We start from the raw sequence: 23,543 nt of genomic DNA, 5'->3' as shown, positions 1-23,543 counted from the left end.
GCGTCGCAGCGACTACCCTATGCGGATGCGTCAGGCCGCAGCCGCCCCATCCAGCGCCGGATAATCCACATACCCGCGCGCATCGCCGCCGAAGAACGTATCGCGCTGCGCGTCGTTCATCGGCGCGCCCGTCTTCAGGCGCGTCACGAAATCCGGATTAGCGAGCACCATCTGGCCGTACGCCTCGAGATCGGCGAGGCCCGTCGCGACATCCGTGCCGATCGCATCGCGCGTGCGGCCCGGCCGGTTCACGATCAGCGTGCCGTTCCAGCGTGTGCGCAGGTCCGCGATGAGCGGCTCGTCGCCCACGTGCATCACGTGCAGGTAGGCGAGGCCAAGGCGGTCGAGCTGCGCGGCCAGGTAGCGATACAGGTCGGCGCTTTCCGGACCTTCGTCGATGCCCCACAGCGTGGTGCCGGGCGACAGCCGGATCGCCGTGCGATCCGCGCCGATCTCGTCGGCGATCGCCTCGGCCACCTCGATCGCGAAGCGCGCGCGGTTCTCGATCGAGCCGCCGTACGCGTCGGTGCGCGTGTTGGCGTTCGGCGCGAAGAACTGCTGGACCAGATACCCGTTCGCACCGTGGATCTCGACGCCGTCGGCGCCGGCCTCGATCGCGCGGCGCGCGGCGATGCGGAAGTCGTTCACGGTGTCGCGCACTTCGTCCGTCGTCAGCGCGCGCGGCGCCGGAATCTCCTGCATCCCTTTCATCGTGAACATCGGCACGCCCGGCGCGATCGCGGAAGGCGCGACGCCCTGGCGATGATGCGGCGTATTGTCGGGGTGCGACATGCGCCCCACGTGCATCAACTGGATGAACAGGCGGCTGCCGCGTGCGTGCACGCGCTCGCTGACCGCCTTCCAGCCGGCGACGTGCGCATCGGTGTAGATGCCGGGCGTCATCAGGTAGCCCTGGCCGTCGTCCGACGGCTGCGTGCCTTCGCTGACGATCAGGCCGAGGTCCGCGCGCTGCGCGTAGTACTCGGCGGCCAATGCGCCGGGCGTGCCGTCGAGTGCGGCGCGGCTGCGCGTCATCGGCGCCATGACCAGGCGGTTCTGCAGGTCGTAGCGGCCGACGCGCACCGGGGCGAACAGTCGCGGCGCTTCCTGGCCGGCTTGAGCGGGAACGAAAAGCTGTTTCATCGCGTATTTCCTCATCGAAGTTCAGGTGACGGCACCGGGGCGGTGCCGTATCGGGCGAGGGTCGCGCGGGTCGCGCCGGCCGTGACGCCATACCCGCATCATCCATTGCTCCTTTTTCGAGATAAAGTGGGTGTCATGGAGAACATTGATCCGTTGGCGGAGCAATCGATATGGAACTGTTGAACGACATGGCGCTGTTCGTGGAGGTCGTGAAGGCGAAGGGTTTTCGCAGCGCGGCCGACACGCTGGGGATGCCGAACTCGACGCTGTCGCGGCGGATCGGCGCGCTGGAAAAGGCGATCGGCTTGCGGCTGCTGCACCGCACGACGCGCCGTATCGAGCTGACGGAAGCCGGGCAGCTGTATTTCGAGCGATGCAAGCGCATCGTCGACGAGGCGCGGCTCGCGCACGAGCAGCTCGGCGGGCTGCTGGCCGAACCGGCGGGCGTGCTGCGCGCGTCGTTTCCGGTCGATTTCGCGGTGATCTACCTGACGCCGCTGATCGTCGAATTCGCGAACTGCTACCCGAAGCTGACCTTTGATTTCGAGCTGACGTCACGGCGCGTCGACCTCGTGAGCGAGCCGTTCGACGTCGCGATCCGGATCGGCGAATCGGCGGATTCGCAGCTCGTCGCGCGGCGGCTCGCGACGTTCCGCAACTACCTGTATGCGTCGCCGCGTTATCTCGAACGCGCGGGCGAGCCGCTCGAACCGGGCGACCTGGCGCAGCACCAGTGCATGAGCGTGCAGCGCCTCACCGCTTGGACGCTGCGTCGCGGCGAGCAGGCGGTCGACGTGGCGGTGGGCGGGCGGTTCGTCGTGAACAGCGTGGGCATGAACCGGCAACTGGCCGTGCATGATGCGGGGATCATCCAGCTGCCGGAGGCCGTGGTGGCCGACGATGTCGCCGCCGGCCGGCTGCGGCGCGTGCTGCCTGAATGGGAGGGCGCGCTCGTGCCCATCTTCGCGATGACCGAAACGCGTTTGCTGCCCGCGAAAACGCAGGTTTTCATCGAGTATCTGCGCGCGCATTTCGCGCAGGCGTGAGGGGTTTTCGTCCGACGGTCACGGTTGCGCCGGTGGCGGCGCGTCCGCTTGCGCTTCCCATTTCTTCAGGATGCGCACGCGCGCCTGGCTGAAGTCGACCCAGCAGTTCATCCACGCGTCGTCCGGGATCATCTGCTCGGGATTGGCGGCTTTTACGTAGTCGCAGGTGTCGCCGGCGAAGCGGGCCCAGCTGGTCTGCGACTTCGCGAGCGCGCTGGCCGTGTCGGGGTTGCGCAGTTTGAGCTTGCGCTCGAGCGAACGGTAAGCGCGCTCGACGGCCTGATTGTTCTGGCCGAGTACGCAGGTTCGCACGTCGTTCATCGTCAGGGCGTGCTTTTCGCAATCGACGGCGGCGAACGCTGGGGTATGACCGATAGCCAGCGCGGCGACGGCAAGCAAGCGTGGGGCGTGGCGCATGCGTGTCGGACGAAGGGAGACTTAGTTGCCGCGGGCCGACGCCGGGCTCGACGTATCGCTGACCGGTATCAGGCGGCCCTTCGTGTCGCCCGGCGCTTTGGCGGCTTTCGCGTCGTCGTCGGGTTCGAGCACGAACCGGAACGAATCGACCCGCTGCAACACTTTTGCCGCATACGCGTTCGAACCGCCATAGCTCTTCAGCCCGGCCTGCACGTTGCCGCCGGCCGCCTTCACGTAGCCCGACAGGATCGCGGAACCGGCTTCGACGTTCGCGTTTGGCTCGGTCAGATCCTTCACGTTGCGCAGCAGGCCGCGGTGTGCGGCCGGCACGACCTGCATCAGCCCGGTCGCGCCATGCTGGCCGCGCGCCTTTTCCTGGAAGCGCGATTCGATCGAGATGATGGCGTAAACGAGTGCGGGAGGAAGCGAATATTTCGTCGCAGTGACGCTCACGATGTCAGCGAGCTTCGCGGCCCGTTCCTTCGCGACGCCGAATTTCTTCGTCAGGTAGGTCGTGATGCGGCGGTTTTCTTCGTTCGGCTGATCGTTGGCGTTCGCGAGCGGCGCGGAGGCGACGGACGGCGCCGATGCCGGTGCGTCGGGCGCGGATGCAGGCAGCGCGGGCGCTTGCTGCGCCGATGCCTGATGCGCGATGCCGAGCGAAAGCACGATCAGCGAGAGAAACCGTCGCATGGTGAAGTGCGGGGAAATGGGAGGCACATAGTATATCGGCCAATCAAAGCGGGTTGTCGAACGTCGGCTCGAATGAAAGCAGCATGTAGGCTTGTTTCGGCGCGCAGCGATGCGGTGGGGCGATCGTTGCGCGGACACGCATCGTAGTCCGGATAAACGCCGCTCAATCTCGCGCTGACGTTATTTAACACGCGCGCAAGGTGTGCTGCGCCGCAAACCTTACGCGCGCCGCGCGGTCGCCATCCGCGCAATCGCGCCGATCGCATCGCTGACGAGCACCGCGAGCAGCCCGACGATCACGCCGCCCTGCAGCACGAACGCGGTGTTCGACGTCTGCAGGCCCGCGATGATCACGTCGCCGAGCCCGCGCGCGGCGACTGTCGAGCCGATCGTCGCGGTGCCGAGATTGATCACGACCGCGAGCCGGATGCCGTTGACGATCACCGGAAACGCGAGCGGCAGCTCGACCGACACCAGTTGCTGCCAGCCGCTCATCCCCATCCCGCGCGCGGCATCGACGACGTCGCGCGGCACGTCTTCGAGCCCTGCGATCGTGCTCTCGAAAATCGGCAGGAGCCCGTACAGCACGAGCGCGATCAGCACCGGCTTCAAGCCGAAGCCGACGGCCGGCACGGCCAGCGCGAGCACCGCGACCGGCGGGAAGGTCTGGCCGATATCGACGACGCTGCGCGCGACCGGCAGGAAATCCGCGCCGGCCGGCCGCGTGACGAAGATCCCGGCCGCGACCGCGACGATCGTGCCGATCAGGCTCGACAGCGCCACCGTGCCGAGGTGCGCGAGCGTGAGATCGAGCAGGCTCGCGCGATCGTAGATCACGGGTGCACCGTTGTCCGCGAACGGCGCGAACACACCCTGCAACCACGCGGGGCGCAACAGCAGCACGAGCAGCAGCGCGAGCGCGGCCGCGCGGGCGACGTACGCGGGAAGCGCCGAACGCGTCGGCCGCATGCTGCCCGGCGCCGTCATGCGGGCTGCCTCGCGTGCGCGCGGATCGCGTCGAGCGTGATGCGGCGCGCGCCGTGCTTGTTGCGCGCGTCGCCGTCGTCGACGGGCAATGCATCGACACCGCGCCACAGTAATTCGGACACCGCATCGCGCAGCGTGCGCGTCGCGGCGATCGGTTCGCCGTCGGCATGGCCGGGTTCGGCCACCGTATCGATCGGCGTGAGCGCAAGCAGGCGCAGCGGCCGGTCGACGCCCGCGACGAGTTGTTCGACGACGCCGGCGGCCGGCTTGCCGAGAATCTCGGCCGGCGGCGCGACCTGCAGCAGCTTGCCGTTGTCCATCACCGCGATCGTGTCGCCGAGCTTCAGCGCTTCCTCGATGTCGTGCGTGACGATCACGACCGTGATGCCGAGGCGGCGCTGCAGTGCGAACAGGTCGTCCTGCGCCTTGCCGCGAATGATCGGGTCGAGCGCGCCGAACGGTTCGTCCATCAGCAGCATCGCGGGCTCGGCCGCGAGTGCACGCGCGACGCCGACACGCTGCTGCTGGCCGCCCGACAGTTCGTGCGGCAGCTTGTCCGCGAACTCGGCCGGCGCGAGATGGAACAGGTCGAGCAGTTCGTTCACGCGCGCGTCGATGCGATCGGACGGCCAGCCGAGCAGGCGCGGCACGGTCGCGATGTTGCGCGCGACGCTCCAGTGCGGGAACAGCCCGTGCCCCTGGATCGCATAGCCGATGCCGCGCCGCAGCTGCTCGGGTGCGACGGTCGCCGTATCGACGCCGTCGATGCGGATCGTGCCGCTGGTCGGCGCGATCAGCCGGTTGATCATGCGCAGGAGCGTCGACTTGCCGCTGCCCGATGCGCCGACGAGCGCGGTGATCGTGCCGCGCTGCATCGTCAGCGACACGTCGTCGACGGCGATGACATCGCCGAAGCGTTTGCCGGCGTGTTCGATCTCGATCATCCTGCACGTCCCTTCGCGAGCGACGTCGCGGCTTCGAACACGACGGCGGCCGCCAGTGCGAGCGCGATCGTCGGGATCGCGCCGAGCAGCACGAGATCGGCGGCCGATTGCCCGATCCCCTGGAAGATGAAGGTGCCGAACCCGCCGCCGCCGATCAGCGCGGCGACCGCGGTCAGGCCGATGTTCTGCACGAGCACGATGCGCACGCCGCTCAGGATCACCGGCAGTGCGAGCACGAGATCGACACGCAGCAGCCGCTGCGCACGCGTCATGCCCATCGCGCGCGCCGCTTCGGTCACGTGCGGCGGCACCTGCCCGAGCCCGACCACGACACTCGATGCGATCGGCAGCAGCGAATACAGGAACAGCGCGAGCACGGCCGGCGCCACGCCGATCCCGCGGATGCCGAGCGCGGCCGCGAGCGGCACGTGCGCGGCGAGCAGGCCGAGCGGCGCCATCATCAGCCCGTACATCGCGATGCTGGGGATCGTTTGCACGACATTGAGCACGGGCATCGCGACGGTGCGCACGGCCGCGACGCGCGCGCACGCGATGCCGAGCGGCAAGCCCGCGACGAGCGCGGCGGCCACCGAGCCGCCTGCAAGCGACACGTGACGGATCGCCTCGCGCCAGAAATCGTCGCTGCGCACCGCGTATTCGCGCATCACCGAGAGGCTGTCCCACCAGCCGCTTGCGAGCGGCGCCGAAATCGCCGCTATCGCGACGACGAGTGCGACGAGCCGCCGCCACGGGCCGAACGCGAGGCGTGCGAGCGCGTCGGCGATCAGCACGGCCCATGCGAACAGCAGCAGCCAGACGCCTGCGTCGGGCGAGACGCGCGCGAGCATGTCGTCGGGCGCGACGACGTGCGTCGCGGCCGCGCCGATCGCATACGCGAGCGTCGCGAGCCCCGCGCAGCCGGCCGCGAGCCGCCAGGCGGGACGGCTCGCCGTCATCACCCACAGCGCGCCGGCGGTCCACAGTGTGGCGAGCGCGGCACCCTGCATCGGCGGCAGCGCGGCGAACACCGACAGCCCGGTGCCGGCCGCGATCCGGTTCGGCCGCAGCACGGCGAACGAGAGGCCGAACACGGCGACGATCGTCAGTACCCCGATCAGGATACCGACCTTGTCGAGCGTGACGCGCCGCGCGGACGCCGCCGCGCGACCCGTCATTTCACGAAGCCCTTCGCTTTCAGGTAGCTTTTCGCGACGCCGGCGGCCGGCTCGCCGTTGATCTGGATGCGCGCGTTCAACGACTGCAGCGTCTTCAGGTCGAGGCTCGCGAATACCGGCTTCAGGTAGTCGGCGATCTGCGGGTGCGCTTTCAGCACGGCTTCGCGGATCACGGGCGCCGGCGCGTAGACGGGCTGCACGTGCTTGTCGTCGTCGAGCACCGCGAGGCCGCTCGATGCGATGCCGCCGTCGGTGCCGTAGACCATCGCGGCATTCACGCCGTCGGTCTGGTTGGCGGCGGCCTTGATCGTCGCGGCCGTGTCGCCGCCGGACAGCACGACGAGCTGCTCGGGCTTCAGCTTGAAGCCGTACGCCTTCTCGAACGACGGCAGCGCGGACGCGCTGTTCACGAATTCGGCCGATGCCGCGAGTTTCACCTTGCCGCCGCCGGCGACCCACTTGCCGAAATCGGAGAAGGTCTTCAGGTGCTGCGATTGCGCGACGGGCGCGAGCAGCGCGACGCCCCATGTGTTGTTCGCGGGCGCCGGCGCGAGCCACACGAGATGGTTCGCCGCGTAGTCGAGTTTCTTCGCGGCGTCGTAGCCCTGGCTCGCGTTCTTCCACAGAGGATCGTCGGCCTTGTTGAAGAAGAACGCGGCGTTGCCCGTGTATTCGGGGTAGACGTCGATCTCGCCGCTCGTGAGCGCCTTGCGCACGATCGGCGTGGTGCCGAGTGCGATCTTTTCGGTGACGGGGATGCCGTGGGCCTTCAGCACCTGCGCGATGAGGTTGCCGAGCAGGTTGCCTTCGGTGTCGATCTTCGACGACACCACGACGGGCGTGTCGGCGTGCGCGCCGGGCGCGACGAGGGCGGCGGCGAACGCGAGGCCCAGGATCCGGGCGGGCAGGGCGAGCTTCATCAGGGCCAATCTCCAGGACGGGGGCGTACGCCGAAAGTTACTTGACTGAGCGGGCTTTGGCAAACCGCGTGCGGCGGCGTGTCCACAGCCCGTGTGGGGATAACCCGCATCCGTCACGTGCGCTTGTTACACTGAAATTCGTTCCTGCCTGCGGACACTTGCTGACATGAAGCCCGAGCTGCTGGTCCTCATCGCATTGCGTGGCGACGCGCACCGCGAGATCGCCGCGTCGTTCGACGTGCGCTACGCCCCGACTGCCGAAGAACGCGAACGCGCGATCGCCGAACACGGTGGCACGATACGCGCGGTGTTGACCAACGGCAGCACGGGGCTCACCGCCGCCGAGATCGACCGGCTGCCGCAACTCACGTTCGTCAGCGCGCTCGGCGCGGGCTACGAGCACATCGACGTCGCGCATGCGAAGGCGCGCGGCGTCACGGTGGTCACGGGCGCGGGCACCAATGACGATTGCGTGGCCGATCACGCGTTCGCGCTGCTGCTCGCGGCGGTGCGCAACGTCGTGCAGCTCGATGCGAAAACCCGTGCCGGCGTGTGGCGCGAAGGGCTGCCGATGCCGCCGAACGTGTCGGGCAGGAAGCTCGGTATCGTCGGGCTCGGCAAGATCGGCGAGAAGTGCGCGCGTCGCGCGGCCGGCTTCGACATCGAGATCGGGTATCACAACCGGTCGGAGAAGCCCGTTCCTTACCGCTATTTCGATCGAGTCGATACGCTCGCGCGGTGGGCCGATTTCCTGATCGTCGCGACGCCGGGCGGCGCGGGCACACGACACCTGATCGACCGCACCGTGCTCGACGCGCTCGGCCCCGGCGGTTTTCTCGTCAACGTGTCGCGCGGCAGCGTTGTCGATACCGCTGCTTTGGCAGATGCGCTGCGCGAACGGCGCATCGCGGGCGCGGGGCTCGACGTGTACGAAGGCGAACCCGAGCGGCCACGCGCGCTGACGGATCTCGACAATGTCGTGCTGACGCCGCACATGGGCGGCTGGTCGCCCGAGGCGCTCGATCGGTCGGTGCAGCAGTTTCTCGACAACGCGGCGCGGCATTTCGCGGGGCAGCCGGTGTTGACGCCGGTGTGATGGCCGCGGGGCGGGCGCGAATCAGCCCGCCTGCCTGCAGAATTCCCAATAGAAATCCGGCAGGTTCGCCGGCTTGTCGGCATCGAGGTCGATCCAGCCGAACTGGTCGTGCTCGTCGCTCAGCACGATTTCATGACGATCGACCCGGCACTCGAAGCACACGATCAGCACGCGCTTGCCCGGCACGACCTCGCACGAGCGGCTCGCCACGTAGCGGATCGCCGAGGCGACGATCCCGCATTCTTCCCGCACTTCGCGCGTGACGGTTTCTTCGAGCGATTCGCCCGCTTCGGGCCAGCCGCCCGGCAACTCCCATTCGTCGCGTGGATTGCGCAGGAACAGGACCGAGCGTCCGTCACGGACGATGGCTTTCGCGCTGAGGGGGATCATGTGGGTTCACCGTTGGCGTTCGACTGTCGCAGCCTATAGGGCCTGTTCCCGCTAATAACGGGCTTGCGCTGGCCCCCAGAAGGGCCGAGCGCAAGGATTGCGACGAAGCGAATACTCGACGTATTCGCGAGGAGCATGACGCGGCGATCGGCCCTTCTGGGGGCCAGCCCCACGAATGAATTTTTCCAGATAGGGGAACGTGCCTTGCCGGCCACATTGCGGCGTCGCGCGTCGCTTGTCCCCCAAGGGGACTTCCTTCGGGGCGTTTGGCAAGGCCAAACGGCGCTCCTTGCGTCTTGCACTGCCGCCGGCAAGGCACGTTCGCAAGCCCGTTATTAGCGGGAACAGGCCCTGGGTGCTCCCTTCTTGCAGCGATCCCCCGCCTGCGCCAACGAGCGCGCAGACGGGGAAAGCGGCGTCGTTACGCCGGCAGCCGGCGTGCGGCTACACGCCGGCCGACGACGAAGCCAGCGGCACCGTCACCGACGTGCCGGCCGGATCGAGCGTCAGGCCGGTGCCCGGCGTCGGCCGCAGCGTTGCTTCGTAGTCGCTGGAGAGGACGACGAGCCCGAGCCGGTGGCCGGCTTCCAGCTTGTAGTCGCGCGGCATGAACGTCAGCTTCAGGTCGTACGGCAAGCCGGGCAGCACGGGTTCCGACAGCCACTCGGACAGCCGGTTGCGCGGGTCGGTCCAGGCACGCGTGACGATCGTGGCCGTGCCGTCCGGCGCGCGATCGACCAGCAGTGCCGTCACGTTGGCGACGCCCGTGAAGGTCAGCCTGACGCGGGCGGTCGCGGCGCCGGAGAGTCGTGTCGCGGCCGTCAGCGGCGCGGTTTCGAAGCGGCTGCGGTTTTCACCCGTCGGCGTGTTCGCCAGCGTGAGCGCCGGAATGCGCGCATCGTCGGTGAAGCGCGTGAGCGGGCCGCCGGACGGCAGCCGCAGCAGCGTGCCGGTGCCTGCGCCGTCGCCGCCCGCGAAGTACGTGACCGGCGTCGCACGGCGTGCGGCCCAGTCCGCTTCCTTCAGCAGCGTGCCGTCGGCCTGCTCGATCACCGCGCGCGGATCGCTTTCGACGCCGTTGTTGTAGCCGATCAGGTAGCGCGTGAACCAGCGGTTCACCTCCGCGGTCCACGCTTCGCCCATCGCCGGCACGCGCGTCGGGTCGGTGTGCTTCAGGCGGTGCAGCCACAGCTGCGTCGGCACGCCCTGGCGCCGCATCGCGAGATACCACGATGTCGACTGGTCGACGCGCACGTTGTCGTCGGTCAGCCCCTGCGCGACGAGTGCCGGTGCCACCGCGAACGCGGTCGGGATGTCGCGCGCGGCCCAGAACGGCGAGTAGTCGCCGGTCTTGCGGTCTTCCTGCTGCAACGCTTCGTCGATCAGGTGCGTGCAGCGCTCCGGATGCGCGTTCGTCAGCAGCGCCTTGATGTACACGTCGACGTCTTCGCCCTGATAACCTTCCGGCGCGCGCACGAGCCCGCCCGAGCGGTAGTAGCCGTACATGTTCGTCAGCCCGGCGATCGGCACGATCGCGTCGAGCCCGCGCGTGCGCAGGCTTGCGACCATCTTCGGCAGCGTGCCGTCGTACGACACGCCGTACATGCCGACGTGGCCCGTCGACCAGTTCGCGACGACCGTCTTGCCGTTCGCGTCCTTCGCGGTCGCGTCGCGGCCGAGCCAGCGGATCACCGACGCCATCGCGACCGATTCGTCGCGCGTCAGGATCGTCGGGCAGCCGTCCGAGCCGGCGGTGCCGAGCGAATCCGCGTAGACGATCGTGAAGCCGCGCGGCACGAAGTAGCTCTCGATCCACGAGCGGCCGGCGGCGGCCGCTTCGACCTGTTGCAGCATCCGCGACTGCGGTGCGGCGGCCAGGATGCGCGTGGACGCCGACGCCGGTGCGCCGGCGGTCGCGGCCGGATGCGGCGTGCCGTCGAGTTCGACGTCGACGTTGTGGTCGGGGCTGTCGGCGAGCCCTGCGTAGTACGGGCTCGCGAGCACGATGACGGGCGTGCGTGCGCCGTTCGCGGTTTCGGACGGCCGCACGATGCGCACATGGATGCGGTCGCGCGTGCCGTCGCCGTCGGAATCGACCGGCGTGTCGACCCACGCGTTTTCCTCGATCGTGCCGCCCGACAGCGACGGCTGCACCTGGCCGTTGCTGATCACCGGCTTGTAGCGTCCGTTGCTGGCCGGATTCGCGTACGGGACGCCGGACGGCGACACGTGCGACGCAAGCGACTGCGCATCGGCTGCCGCTGCTGCGGCGGCCCCCTCCTGTTGGCCCTGCGCGAGTGCGGATACACCCGCCACGCTGCCGTCGTCGCCGCCGCACGCGGCGAGCGTCGTGGCAGCCACGAGCGCGGGAAGCCACGCGCGCCGGAATCCGGTTCGATGAATGTTCATTGAATCGACCTCGTCTCTTGTGATTGTCTGGAACCGGCGCGGCTCGCGATACACCCCCTGCGGCCTGGCCGGGTACTGCGTCGGATGAAGCGGAACTGCACCATCAAAAACGGCGGGCGGGACGCACGGGCGGCTCGCCCCGAACGGAACGCGTCAGCGCGGCGGCACCACGGAGTGAATGCAGGAGTGCGAATCAAATGTGGGCATGCCCGAGCTTCCTTCAGGTTTCAGATGAAACGGAACGGCACGATGCGATGAGGCGGGAATGTTGCGAACGGCGGTGCAGCAACGGCAGGAAAGCGCGACGCGAGTCGGCATGGCTGTCCGGATTGCTTTCCGGAAGCTTGCGCAAAAGTTATCTCAGTGAAATGTCCGTGTCAAACTTTTTTAGCTTCCGTCAAACAAAGTTTCAGCGTGGCTGCGGCATGTCTTCTCAACTTCCATGGAATCCGACCGTAAACCATGAAAAACGGTCTTAAAGAAGAGAGAGAGGGCAATGACGATTTCGGTCACGGCAGCGGGCGGCCTGTCGCTCGCGCAGATGGCACAGGCGGCGCTCGACGGGCGCCAGGACACGGATGCGACGGGTTCGGGGAATCCGCCAGGCCAGCCGCTCACCGTCAGGGCGCTGGATCCTGAAGCGATGCAGGCGGCGCTGACGAAACAGTTGTCAATGGTCGGCGACCTGACGATGAAGCTGCGCGGCGTGACCGATCCGCTCGCGGCGAGCATGCAGGAGATCATCGCGAAGCGCCCGGACCTGGCCGACGCGTCGTTCGACTTCACGACCGACAACGGCCAGATCAAGGTCGAATCGACGAGTCTTGCGGAAACCGATCGCGCCTGGATCGAGTCGACGCTGAACGCGAATGCCGGCCTCGTGCTCGCGACGAATGCGTTTCACGAGCAGGCGGTCGACCTCGCCGCGCAGGGTGCGGCCGTGCGTGGCGACACGTTCACCGACAGCGACCGCGCGGCGGCTGGCCGGAACGCCGATGCGCGCTTTCACTTCATGAGCCTGCTCAACGCGTCCGTCGCGCGCAACCAGCCGCTGGCTTCCGGCGAGCGCCTCGTTGCGCAAGACGGCACGCCGCTGACGGTCGGGCAGTCGGCCGGCACCGCGCGCGGCACGCTCGCGTTGCTGAATACGGCACGCCAACTGTCGTCAGGCACGGCGATCCTGGTCGACCGGTCAGGTCACGAGACAGCCGGCATGCGTGCCGAACTCGTCAACGTCGGCCTCGACGTGCTTGCCGGCTACACGCCGGGCGGCAGCAGCAGCGTCGGTTTCCACGAGACGGCGTAACGCACGGCCTATTCGTCGCGCAAGGCCTCGGCCGGCCGCACGCGGGCGGCGCGCCAGCTCGGGTACAGCGTCGCGACGCACGACATCAGGAACGCGGCCGCGGCGATCTCGATCACGTCGAGCGCCGCGAGTTTCGACGGCAGCGAACTGAGGAAGTACACGGACGGCGTCAGGAAGTGGATGCCGAGCAACCGTTCGATCGCCGGCAGCACCCACGGGATGCTGACCGCGATCGCGCAGCCGAAGGCGACGCCCGCGAGCGTGCCGGCGAGGCCGATCGTCATTCCCTGGATCGCGAAGATCTTCATGATCGAACGGGGCGGCGCGCCGAGCGTGCGCAGGATCGCGATGTCGCCCTGTTTCTGCGTGACGGTCATCACGAGCGACGACACGAGGTTGAACGCGGCGACCGCGACGATCAGCATCAGGATCAGCGACAGCATCCGCTTTTGCAGCCGTTCGGCTTCGAACCACGTGCGGTTCTGCCGCGTCCAGTCGCGGATGTACAGGTCGCCCGACAGCGTGCGCGACAGCGTGCGCGACAGCGCGAGCGCGATCTCCGGCGCGCGCTGCAGATCGTCGAGGCGCAGCCGGACGCCGGTCGGCGCGGGTACGTTGGACAGCTTCTGCGCGTCGCGGATGTGGATGTACGCGAGCCCGCTGTCGTACTGGTAGTGGCCCGACTCGAACGTGCCGACCACGTTGAACTGGCGGAACTGCGGCAGCGCCTCGCCGATGCGTGCGGTGTTGCCGGGCGCGAAGAACGTGATGCGGTCGCCGATCTTCACGTGCAGCGCATCGGCCAGCGCCGAGCCGAGCACGATGCCCATCCCGTCCGGCACGAGCGCGTCGAGGCGGCCGGTCTTCAGCTTGCGCGCGATCTCGGACACGCGCGGCTCGAGCACGGGATCGATGCCGCGCAGCGCGACGCCCGTCACGCTGCCCGCGTTCGTCAGCAGCGCCTGCGCGTCGACGTACGGCGCGACCGCGCGCACGGCCGGGTTCTGCAGCGTTTCGTGCGCGGTGAGCCGCCAGTCGGGCATCGAGCCGGACGGCGAGAAGATTTCCACGTGCGCGAGCACCGACAGCATCCGGTCGCGCACTTCGGTGCGAAAACCGTTCATCACCGACAGCACGACGATCAGCGCGGCGACGCCGAGCGCGATGCCGGCCATTGCGGCGCCGGCGATGAACGACACGAAGCCGTCGCCGGCCGAGCGCCGGCCGCCGCGCGCGTAGCGCAGCCCGATCTGCCATTCGAACGGGAGTTTCAAGCGGTTTCCTTTCATTTCGATTCGATCCTGCCGAGCCGCGCATTCTAGCGAACGCGGCGCGGCCGTGTGCAGAGGTCGCGCCATGGACCGAAATCCGCCCGGCCGTCCGGTCGCCGGGCGGCGTTGCGCGCCGGCACACCGATATTTCCATCGTTTCGGGTCTGATCGATAATGGCGGCCAGCATCCGGTCGAACATACCAAGCAATACGGCGCAACCGGGCCGCGCCGTCACAGACCCATAACAATTCGGGGAAGGTTGCCGCGTCGGCAGCATGTCCTTGACAAGGAAATAACAAATGGATTTGCTGCGCTTCCTGCTGCTCCTGCCGATTCGCGTCGCAGGTTTCGTGTGGTGGCTGCTCGGCTGCGCGCTGCGGCCGCTGGTCGGCGACGTGTCGTGGACGGCGCCCGCGTGGATGGGCATCACCGTCGCGGCCGTGCGCCGCCGCCCGTGGCATGCCGGCGGCCTCGTGCTGCTCGCGGCCGCGCTCGGCTACGGCGGCTACTGGTTCAAGCACCGCCCGAAGCCGCCCGAGCCCGAAACCGTCAGCTTCACCGTGAAGGCGCCGGCGATCACGACCTACGAGGTCGACGACACCGACAAGCCGAAGATCACCGTGCATCCGCTCGAAGTCGCGTTCGCGCAATCGGCCGCGCCGATCGAGCAGGTCGGCAAGCCGGCCGGCGACGGCATCGAGATGACGCCCGCGCTGAAGGGCGCGTGGGAGTGGGTCGACGACAAGACGCTGCGCTTCACGCCGGCGGCCGACTGGCCGGTCGGCGCGCACGTCGAGGTGCGTTTCGCGGTGCACCGCGTGTTCGCGCCGCAGGTGATGATGCATGACGACCGATTCTCGTTCGACCTGCCGGCGTTCGCCGCAACATTCGGCAACAACGAGTTCTACCAGAACCCCGACAATCCGGCGGAGAAGCAGGCGCTGCTGCAGTTGCGCTTCAACTACCCGGTCGATCCGGCCGAATTCGAGAAGCGCATCGGCCTCGTGCTGGTCGGCCGCGACGGCAAGACCGGATCGCCGCTGCGCTACACGGTCAACTACGACAAGATGAAGACGAGCGCGTGGGTCTACTCGCAGCCGCTCGAGATCCCGCGCGATCCGCTGTCGGTGCGGCTCGACGTCGACAAGGGCGTGAAGAGCGTGCGCGGCGGCAACGGCACGCCGGACGTGCTGCACGCATCGGTCGGCGTGCCGGGGCTGTACAGCCTGTCGATCGACAACGTCGCGCCGACGCTCGTCGACAACGAGCGCTATGAGCCCGAGCAGGTGCTTGTCGCCGAAACGTCCGACGGCGTGCGCAGTGCGGATCTCGCCGCGCGCGCGAAGGCGTGGGTGCTGCCGAAGCGCAAGCCGGGCGTCGATCAGTCCGACGACGATCCGCCGTACGAATGGAACGTGGCCGACATCAGCGACGCGGTGCTGAAGCAGTCGAAGCCGCTGCCGCTCGAAGCGGTGCCGACCGAGAACGATTTCGCGACGCTGCAAAGCTTCAAGTACCACGCGACGCCGGGCGAGCGCGTCGTCGTGCGGTTCGAGGGCGACCTGAAATCGGCCGGCGGCTACCTGCTCGGCAAGCCCGTGACGAGCGCGTTCACGGTGCCCGATTATCCGAAGCTGCTGCGCTTCATGGCCGACGGCTCGCTGCTGTCGATGAGCGGCAGCAAGCGGCTGTCGGTCGTGTCGCGCAACCTGCCGGGGATGAAGGTCGAGATCGGCCGCGTGCTGCCCGACCAGATCCAGCATCTCGTGAGCTTCAACAACGGTACGTACGCGCGGCCCGAGCTGTCCTATTCGTTCAGCGAGGACCACATCGTCGAGCGCTTCGTGCAGACGCGTGCGTTCCCGGCCGGCGAGCCCGGCAAGGCGCATTACGAAGGCATCGATCTTGGCCAGTACCTGAAGGGCGGCAAGCGCGGCGTGTTCCTGCTGCACCTGTCGAAGTACGATCCGGCGGCCGGGAAGAAGAAAGCCGACGATGCGAAGGATAGCGATGCATCGTCGGGCGACGGCAGCCAGGATCAGTCCGACAACGCCGATTCGGGCGACAGCAGCGGTAACGGCGACGACAGCGACAGCGCGCTCGGCGATACACGCCTGATCGTCGTGACCGATCTCGGGATGCTGGTCAAGCGTTCGCTCGACGGCAGCCAGGACGTGTTCATCCAGTCGATCCGCACGGGCAAGCCGGTTGCGGGCGCAACGGTGTCGGTGCTCGCGGTGAACGGCCAGGCGCTGTTCACGCAGACGACCAGCGCCGACGGCGTGGTGCATTTCCCCGCGTTCAAGGGGCTCGACCGCGAGAAACGTCCGCAGCTGTATGTCGTGAAGAAGGACACCGACCTGTCGTTCCTGCCGGTGGCCGGCCGCGACCGCCAGCTCGATTTCTCGCGTTTCGACGTCGACGGCGAGCGCAACGCGACCGGCCAGGGGCAGCTCTCCGCGTACCTGTTCTCGGATCGCGGCCTGTACCGGCCCGGCGACCCGTTCCACATCGGCCTGATCGTGCGCGCGGCCAGCTGGGCGCGCAGCCCGGCCGGCGTGCCGCTGCAGGCGGAAATCGTCGATCCGCGCGGCATCACCGTCGAGCGCAAGCCGGTGACCGTCGACGCGACGGGCTTCACCGAGCTCGGCTACACGACCGCCGAAACGGCGCCGACCGGCACGTGGACGGTCAACCTGTATATCGTGAAGGACGGCCAGCCGGGCGCCGAGCCGATCGGCAGCACGACCGTGCAGGTGAAGGAGTTCCTGCCCGACCGGATGAAGGTCGACGCGAAGCTGTCGCAGCAGGTCGTCGAAGGATGGGTGAAGCCGAAGGGGCTGAAGGGCATCGTCGATGCGCAGAACCTGTTCGGCACGCCGGCCGAGCAACGCCGCGTCGCGGCGACGCTGACGCTGCGCCCGGTGTGGCCGTCGTTCCGCAGCTGGCAGGGCTATCACTTCTTCGACGCCCGGCGTGCGAAGGAGGGCTATACGACGACGCTGCAGGACGGCACGACCGACGACCACGGCCATGCCGAGTTCGACCTCGATCTCGACAAGTACGCGGACGCAACCTACCAGCTGTACTTCCAGGCGAAGGCCTATGAAGCGGAAGGCGGGCGCAACGTCGCCGCAAACGCGCAGACGCTCGTGTCGAACAACGACTGGCTGGTCGGCTACAAGTCGGTCGACGATCTCGGCTACGTGAAGCGCGGCAGCCCGCGCACGGTGCGGCTCGTCGCGATCGATCCGGGCGCGAAGGCGATCGACGTGAAGGACCTGCGCGCGCAGCTCGTCGAGGAGCGCTACGTGTCGGTGCTGACCAAGCAGGATTCCGGCGCGTACAAATACGATTCGCGGCTGAAGGAAGTGCCGGTCGACGAGAAGCCGCTGGCGATTCCGGCCGCAGGGCTCGACTTCGCGCTGCGCACCGACAAGCCGGGCAGCTATGCGCTCGTGATCCGCCGCGCGGACGGCACCGCGGTGAACCGGATCGAGTATTCGGTCACCGGCGCCGCGAACGTCACGCGCTCGCTCGACCGCAACGCCGAGCTGCAGGTGAGCCTCGCAAAGCACGACTTCAAGCCGGGTGAGCAGGTGGAGATCGCGATCCGCGCGCCTTACGCGGGCAGCGGCCTGATCACGATCGAACGCGACAAGGTGTATGCGCATGCGTGGTTCCATGCGGACACGACGAGCTCGATCCAGCACATCACGGTGCCGGCCGGCTTCGAAGGCAACGGCTACATCAACGTGCAATACATCCGCGATCCGTCGTCCGACGAAATCTTCATGAGCCCGCTGAGCTACGGCGTCGTGCCGTTCTCGGTGAACCTCGACGCGCGCCGCAACGCGGTGAGCGTCGATGTGCCGGCGCTCGTGAAGCCGGGCGATACGGTGAATTTCACCGTGCATTCGGCGAAGCCCGCGAAGGTCGTCGTGTTCGCGGTCGACGAGGGCATCCTGCAGGTCGCGCGCTACAAGTTCGGCGATCCGCTGAAGTTCTTCTTCCGCAAGCGGATGCTCGAGGTCGGCACGTCGCAGATTCTCGACCTGATCCTGCCGGACTTCGAGAAGCTGATGGCGATGGCCGCGCCCGGCGGCGACGCCGACGACGCGATCGGCCGCCAGCTGAACCCGTTCAAGCGCAAGCGCGACAAGCCGGTCGTCTACTGGTCGGGGATCGTCGACGTGAACGGCGAGTCGCGGTTGAGCTACACGGTGCCCGACTATTTCAACGGGAAGCTGCGCGTGATGGCCGTGTCGGTGTCGCCGGACCTGGTCGGCACGTTCGAAGGCGCGACGACGGTGCGTGGCGATTTCGTGCTGTCGCCGAACGTGCCGACGACGCTCGCGCCGGGCGACGAGGCCGACGTCAGCGTCGGTGTCGCGAACAATCTGACGGGCGTCGGCAACCAGCCGGTGCCGGTGGCGGTCACGCTGAAGACGGGCCCGCAGCTGCAGGTGATCGGACCGGCGACGCAGAACGTCGCGCTCGCGCCGCAGCATGAAGGCGTCGCGATGTTCCGCGTGAAGGCCACCGATACGCTCGGTTCGGGCGCGCTGTCGTTCGGCGCGCGCTACGGCGCGAAGGGCGCGCAGCAGCGCGTCGACGTGTCGGTGCGGCCGGCCGCCGCGTTCCGCACGCAGCTCGACATCGCGCGCGTCGATCCGGGCAAGAAGGCGAGCGTGCCGAACCTGCGGTCGATGTACGACGCGTATGCGTCGCGCGACGCGAGCATCTCGACCGCGCCGCTCGTGCTGTCCGAGGGGCTGTCGTCGTATCTCGTCAACTTCGACCACTACTGCAGCGAGCAGATGGTGAGCGCGGTCGTGCCGCGTGTGTTCGCGGCGAAGTGGCTGTCGGTGCGCGCGCTGACGAGCGCGATGCATGCACCGGAAGCCGGCGCCGATGCGGCGAACGCGAGCGCGATCACGCAGTTCCTCGGCGTACTGCGCAGCCGGCAGAACGCGCAGGGCGGGTTCGGGCTGTGGAGCGCGACGCCCGATGCCGATCCGTTCGTGTCCGTGTATGCGATGCACGTGCTGCTCGACGCGCGCGATCGCGGTGTTGCGGTGCCGAAGGACATGCTCGACGCGGGCAATGCGTATCTGCAGAAGCTCGCCGCGAACGATTCGCTCGGCTCGCTCGACCTGCTGCGGCAGCGCGCGTATGCGGTCTACCTGCTGACGCGCCAGGGCAACGTGACGACCAACAGCCTCGCGGCCGTGCAGAAGCGGCTGCAGGATGCGTACCCGAAGGACTGGAAGAACGATCTCGCGGCCGCGTGGCTCGCCGCGTCGTATCAGCTGCTGAAGCAGGACAAGGAGGCCGCCGCACTGATCGCGGGTCCGCAGGCGTTGCTCGAACGCAAGCGCGCGTCCGACGGCGATTACGTGTCGGGTTACTACATCGACCCGCTGACGCGTGACGCGAGCGTGCTGTACCTGCTCGCGAAGCACTTCCCGGAACGCGTGAGCAAGCTGTCGCCGCGCGCGATGGACAACATCGCCGCGCCGCTGGTCGACAGCCGCTACAACACGCTGTCGTCGGCGATGACGATCCTCGCGCTCGACGCGTATGCGGCGTCGAACGCGGGCCAGCTCGACCGGCTCGCGATCGACGAGGTGCGTGCGGGGGCCGGCGCGAAGGACGTGTCGTCGATCCAGGCGAACCTCGTGCGTTCGGGCACGTGGGCGGCCGGCGCGTCGCGCGTCGACTTCGTGAACGGCAGCGCGTTGCCCGCATGGTGGGTCGCGAGCCAGTCGGGCTACGATCGCGGCACGTCGACGAAGGCGATCAAGGACGGGCTGGAGATCGTGCGCGACTACACCGATACGGGCGGCAAGCCGCTCGACAAGATCACGGTCGGCCAGGAGATCGACGTGCACCTGAAGATTCGCGCGACGGGCTCGGCGAACGTCGGCAACGTCGCGATCGTCGACCTGTTGCCGGGCGGCTTCGATCCGGTGATCGCGCCGCCGCCCGCGACCGACACGCAGGATGGCGACAGCAACGGCGGCGGCGCGCCGGCGCCGGTGGCCGATGCGCCATGGCGTTCGCCGATCGGCGTGACGGGTTCGACGTGGCAGCCGCAGTTCGCGGATGTGCGCGAGGACCGCGTGGTGATCTACGGCACCGCGACCACCGACGTGCGCGAATTCGTCTACCGGATCAAGGCGAGCAACGCGGGCCGCTTCGTCGCGCCGCCCGCGTACGGCGAGTCGATGTACGACCGCCGCGTGCAGGCGCAGGCGCCGGGCGGCATGGCACTGACGGTGGAGCGCGTGCGATGACGATCCGGTGGCAGCGGCGTTGCAGGCCGTGTCGAACGCGTGGAGCACCCGCGCGTGGCTGAAGCATCCGTGCTCCGGCGCGCGCTGCACGGCGCCGGCCGCTGGCTGCATCGCTGGCAGAACTGGCTCGTCGGCGCGCTGCTCGTGTTCGGCGCGCTGGCCGCATGCCGGCTGTGGCCGCATCCGCCGCTGCGCGACTGGAAGCCGTCGTCGGTTGCGGTGACGGACGCGCAGGGCCGGTTGCTGCGCCTGACGCTCGCGAAGGACGATCGCTACCGGCTGTGGGTGCCGCTCGACCGGATGTCGCCGCAACTCGTCGAGGCCGTGATGCTGCACGAGGACCGCTGGTTCCGGTGGCATCCGGGCTTCAACCCGTATGGGCTCGCGCGCGGCGCGTGGATCACGTACGTGCGCGGCGGCAATCCGCAGGGCGGGTCGACGCTGACCATGCAGCTCGCGCGCTCGCTTTGGAAGCTGAATACGCGCACGCCGGCCGGCAAGCTCATGCAAGTCGCGCGTGCGATGCAGCTCGAACTTTTCTATTCGAAGCGGCAGATCCTCGAAGCCTATCTGAACGACGCACCGTACGGCCGCAACGTCGAAGGCGCGGGCACCGCGAGCGTCGTCTATTTCGACCGGATGCCCGACGCGCTGACGCTGCCCGAAGCGCTCGCGCTGGCGGTGATTCCGCAGGATCCTGCACGGCGCGTGCGTGGCGGGCAGGACGAGATCAATCGCGCGCTGGCCACGTCGCGCAACCGGCTGTATGCGCGCTGGCTGACGAAGCATCCGGGCGATGCGTCGCTGAAGCCGCTGTTCGCGTTGCCGCTCACGATGCGGCCGCTGTCCGCGCTGCCGTTCGATGCGCCGCATGCGGTCGACCAGGCGCTTGCGGCGCGCAGCGCGTGGCGCACGACGTCGGGCAGCGCGGCGGGCGACGGCGATGCCGGCGCGCGGCTCGTGACGACGCTCGATCTCGATCTGCAGCGCACGCTCGAACGACAGATCGCGCGCTATGTCGCACGCAACGACACGCGCGGCGTGCGCAACGCGGCGGCCATCCTCGTCGATACGCGCGACATGGGCGTAAAGGCGCTCGTCGGCTCCGCGAACTTCTTCGACCGCACCATCGACGGGCAGGTGAACGGCACGCTCGCGCGGCGCTCGCCGGGCTCGACGCTCAAGCCGTTCATCTATGCGCTCGGGTTCGACCAGGGCGTGCTGCATCCGCAGACGGTGCTGCGCGATGTGCCGACTTCGTTCGGCCCGTATGCGCCGGAGAATTTCGACGGCCATTTCCTCGGGCCGATCACGGCAACCGACGCGCTGAACCGCAGCCGCAACGTGCCGGCCGTGTGGGTCGCGTCGCAGCTCAAGTCGCCCGACCTGTACCAGTTCCTGCAGGAAGCCGGCGTGCGCCGGCTCGCGAGCGCGCAGCACTACGGGCTCGCGCTCGTGCTCGGCGGCGGCGAGGTGACGATGCAGGATCTCGCGGCGCTGTACGCGATGCTCGCGAATCGCGGCGAGTTCCGGCCGCTGCGGCTGCGCGCGGACGAGCCGGCGCTGCCCGGCCGCCGCCTGCTCAGCGCCGACGCGAGCTACATGACGATGGACATGCTGCGCCAGCACCTGCGCCCCGACGAGACGAGCGGCGCGCAGCCGTCGAGCGTGCCGGTGTACTGGAAGACCGGCACGTCATGGTCGTTCCGCGATGCATGGACGGCCGGCGTGTTCGGTCCGTACGTGCTGGTCGTGTGGGTCGGCAATTTCGACAATTCGACCAATACGGCGTTCGTCGGCGTCGATGCGGCCGCGCCGCTGTTCTTCCAGGTCGTCGACGCGATGAATGCCGAGCGCACGCTCGTCGAGCCGCCGCGCGCGATGCCGCCGCGGCTGAAGCGCGTGCGGATCTGTCTCGCGAGCGGCGATCTGCCGAACGAGTGGTGTCCGCAGCAGGGCTGGACGTGGTTCATTCCCGGCACGTCGCCGATTCGCGTGAGCACCGTGCACCGGCCAGTCGTGATCGACGATGCGACGGGGAAGGCCGCATGCCCGCCGTACGATGGCAAGCGCACGCATACGGAAATCTTCGAGTTCTGGCCGTCGGATCTGCAGCAGGTGTTCGCGCAGGCTGGTGTCCCACGCAGGCGGCCGCCGCAGAATGCGGACTGTCGCGATGCGGGGCAGGTCGAAGGCGATCCGCCGCGGATCACGTCGCCGCTGCGTGGCAGTACGTATGCGATGCGCGTGAAGCGCACCGAGGAAACACGCATCGCGTTCAACGCGACGGCCGATGCGAGCGCGCATGCGCTGTACTGGTTCGTCAACGATGCGTACGTCGGCCGCAGTACGCCGGGCGATGCGCTGTTCTGGCAGCCGAGGACGGCCGGCAACTATACGGTGCGGGTGGTCGACGATCACGGGCGCAGCGATCAGCGGCCGTTGGGGGTGGGGCTGGAGCAGTAGCGGGGGGCGGGCTGTCGGTTGCTGGCGGGGCCGTGGCGTTGCCGCTTGCGGACGATGCGCTCGGCCTGCCTGCTCCGTCAGCCCAACTCGAACGACGTCACCCCGAACACGCGATCGATTGCAATCGCGGGTGCATCCTGCGTGTACATCCGTGCGGTTTCGAACACGCTCGTCATGCCGTGCCGTTCGGCCAGCGCGACGGCAGCAGGGTTCGTCTCCGGTACGTCGAGCACGATGACCTCGCCGGGCATGCGCGCAGCCAGCGCACGAAACAGCCCGGTGGCGACATCCGCGTCGTCGGCGAATAGCGGGCCGATCTTGCAGCCGGCCTTGCAGCGGCGTATGACCCCGTATCCGGCAACACGGCCGGCATCGACTGTTGCGAGCGCAACGGCATCCGGCTGCACGATCCACGCAGAGAGGAAACGTTCGCGCGCGGCGGGGAAACATTGGCGATCGTACGCAAGCAACTGGTCGAACGGTACATCGGCTGCTTCTGTCGCCAACGCGCATCCGATGCCGCTCACGCGCCCTTGATAGCGGATGTTGCGGTACGCGAGCCGGAAGCCGGATTTCCGGTAGTTCGCCTGCTGCGCAACGACGCCGTCGAGGCCGATGTTGCGATCTCCGAGGTAGCGCATGCCGTGCTGCCAGATCCGCATGCCGAAGCCTTTGCCGCGAAACCCGGGTTTGACGATATAGAGGCCGATGAAGCCGAAGCGTGCGTCGTAGGCGGCCGCGGCGAGGCACGCGACTGGCTCGTTGCGCCAGAAGCCGACGAAGAAGCCGGCCGGGTCCGCTTCCCTGAAACAGTGCGGGTCATGCAGGCCGGGGTTCCAGCCTTCCGCTGCAGCCCATTCGACCGACATGGCGACCTCGTCGGCCGACATGGTACGCACGACGAAGTCTTCGTCCCGATTCATGGCTCGCTCCGATGCGGCTGATTGAACCATCATAGTGCCGGCGACGGATATCGGCAC

At 68.2% G+C, this 23,543-nt stretch carries 16 protein-coding genes; 5 read left to right on the top strand and 11 right to left on the bottom strand.

Annotated features, from left to right (window positions below; genetic code table 11):
• Window positions 1–30 precede the first annotated feature (30 nt).
• Window positions 31–1,143 carry an alkene reductase gene (locus HWX87_RS18310; RefSeq protein ID WP_176048428.1) on the bottom strand — a complete coding sequence of 371 codons (1,113 nt, stop codon included), beginning with the start codon at window positions 1,141–1,143 and terminating at the stop codon, window positions 31–33.
• Window positions 1,144–1,313: 170 nt separating this feature from the next.
• Between HWX87_RS18310 and HWX87_RS18305 the strand changes: the two genes are divergently transcribed.
• On the top strand, window positions 1,314–2,189 hold the full coding sequence (locus tag HWX87_RS18305) for a LysR family transcriptional regulator (protein WP_176048427.1): 876 nt from the start codon (window positions 1,314–1,316) through the stop codon (window positions 2,187–2,189).
• Between the two features lie 18 nt (window positions 2,190–2,207).
• Here HWX87_RS18305 and HWX87_RS18300 read toward each other — a convergent pair whose 3' ends face one another.
• From HWX87_RS18300 to HWX87_RS18275, 6 genes are all read right to left on the bottom strand, one after another.
• The gene (locus tag HWX87_RS18300; protein ID WP_244137701.1) at window positions 2,208–2,588 is read right to left on the bottom strand and encodes a urocanate hydratase; all 381 of its coding nucleotides are present in this window, start codon (window positions 2,586–2,588) and stop codon (window positions 2,208–2,210) included.
• A gap of 39 nt (window positions 2,589–2,627) precedes the next feature.
• Window positions 2,628–3,299 carry a lytic transglycosylase domain-containing protein gene (locus HWX87_RS18295; protein ID WP_176048425.1) on the bottom strand — a complete coding sequence of 224 codons (672 nt, stop codon included), beginning with the start codon at window positions 3,297–3,299 and terminating at the stop codon, window positions 2,628–2,630.
• Between the two features lie 219 nt (window positions 3,300–3,518).
• Window positions 3,519–4,286, bottom strand: a complete 768-nt coding sequence (locus tag HWX87_RS18290) for an ABC transporter permease (protein WP_176048424.1) — start codon at window positions 4,284–4,286, stop codon at window positions 3,519–3,521.
• Complete coding sequence (locus HWX87_RS18285) at window positions 4,283–5,230, bottom strand: ABC transporter ATP-binding protein (protein ID WP_176048423.1); 948 nt, start codon at window positions 5,228–5,230, stop codon at window positions 4,283–4,285. The genes HWX87_RS18290 and HWX87_RS18285 overlap by 4 nt, the downstream gene beginning before the upstream one ends.
• Window positions 5,227–6,405, bottom strand: a complete 1,179-nt coding sequence (locus tag HWX87_RS18280; protein WP_176048422.1) for an ABC transporter permease — start codon at window positions 6,403–6,405, stop codon at window positions 5,227–5,229. The genes HWX87_RS18285 and HWX87_RS18280 overlap by 4 nt, the downstream gene beginning before the upstream one ends.
• Window positions 6,402–7,325 (bottom strand): ABC transporter substrate-binding protein, encoded by a 924-nt coding sequence (locus HWX87_RS18275; protein ID WP_176048421.1) that lies wholly within the window; start codon window positions 7,323–7,325, stop codon window positions 6,402–6,404. Before HWX87_RS18275 ends, HWX87_RS18280 begins: the two co-directional genes overlap by 4 nt.
• 166 nt (window positions 7,326–7,491) lie before the next feature.
• Here HWX87_RS18275 and HWX87_RS18270 point away from each other — a divergent pair, with 166 nt between their 5' ends.
• A complete protein-coding gene (locus tag HWX87_RS18270) occupies window positions 7,492–8,421 on the top strand; it encodes a 2-hydroxyacid dehydrogenase (RefSeq protein WP_176048420.1) in 930 nt (309 codons plus the stop codon).
• A 21-nt stretch (window positions 8,422–8,442) separates the two neighbouring features.
• Here HWX87_RS18270 and HWX87_RS18265 read toward each other — a convergent pair whose 3' ends face one another.
• Both HWX87_RS18265 and HWX87_RS18260 read right to left on the bottom strand, forming a co-directional pair.
• Window positions 8,443–8,811, bottom strand: coding sequence for an NUDIX hydrolase (locus HWX87_RS18265; RefSeq protein ID WP_176048419.1), 369 nt, complete (start codon window positions 8,809–8,811; stop codon window positions 8,443–8,445).
• Window positions 8,812–9,255: 444 nt separating this feature from the next.
• Window positions 9,256–11,220 carry a Xaa-Pro dipeptidyl-peptidase gene (locus HWX87_RS18260; RefSeq protein ID WP_176048418.1) on the bottom strand — a complete coding sequence of 655 codons (1,965 nt, stop codon included), beginning with the start codon at window positions 11,218–11,220 and terminating at the stop codon, window positions 9,256–9,258.
• Between the two features lie 496 nt (window positions 11,221–11,716).
• On the opposite strand from HWX87_RS18260, the gene HWX87_RS18255 reads away from it, so the two are divergent.
• Entirely contained in the window at window positions 11,717–12,526 is an 810-nt protein-coding gene (locus tag HWX87_RS18255; RefSeq protein WP_176048417.1) for a hypothetical protein, read from the top strand.
• Window positions 12,527–12,534: 8 nt separating this feature from the next.
• Here HWX87_RS18255 and HWX87_RS18250 read toward each other — a convergent pair whose 3' ends face one another.
• Complete coding sequence (locus HWX87_RS18250; protein ID WP_176048416.1) at window positions 12,535–13,815, bottom strand: lipoprotein-releasing ABC transporter permease subunit; 1,281 nt, start codon at window positions 13,813–13,815, stop codon at window positions 12,535–12,537.
• Window positions 13,816–14,097: 282 nt separating this feature from the next.
• On the opposite strand from HWX87_RS18250, the gene HWX87_RS18245 reads away from it, so the two are divergent.
• Window positions 14,098–20,097: an MG2 domain-containing protein gene (locus HWX87_RS18245; protein WP_176048415.1), complete on the top strand. Its 6,000-nt coding sequence runs from the start codon at window positions 14,098–14,100 to the stop codon at window positions 20,095–20,097.
• Window positions 20,098–20,151: 54 nt separating this feature from the next.
• Entirely contained in the window at window positions 20,152–22,563 is a 2,412-nt protein-coding gene (gene pbpC / locus HWX87_RS18240; protein ID WP_176048414.1) for a penicillin-binding protein 1C, read from the top strand.
• 77 nt (window positions 22,564–22,640) lie between these two features.
• Here the strand turns inward: pbpC and HWX87_RS18235 are convergent, their stop codons facing one another.
• Window positions 22,641–23,486, bottom strand: coding sequence for a GNAT family N-acetyltransferase (locus tag HWX87_RS18235; RefSeq protein ID WP_176048413.1), 846 nt, complete (start codon window positions 23,484–23,486; stop codon window positions 22,641–22,643).
• Window positions 23,487–23,543: the final 57 nt, after the last annotated feature.

The organism is Burkholderia sp. BCC1644 (genome assembly GCF_902833225.1).
GTDB lineage: Bacteria > Pseudomonadota > Gammaproteobacteria > Burkholderiales > Burkholderiaceae > Burkholderia.
Note: the sequence above shows the minus strand (reverse complement) of the source record. Positions and strands in the feature narration are given on the sequence as shown.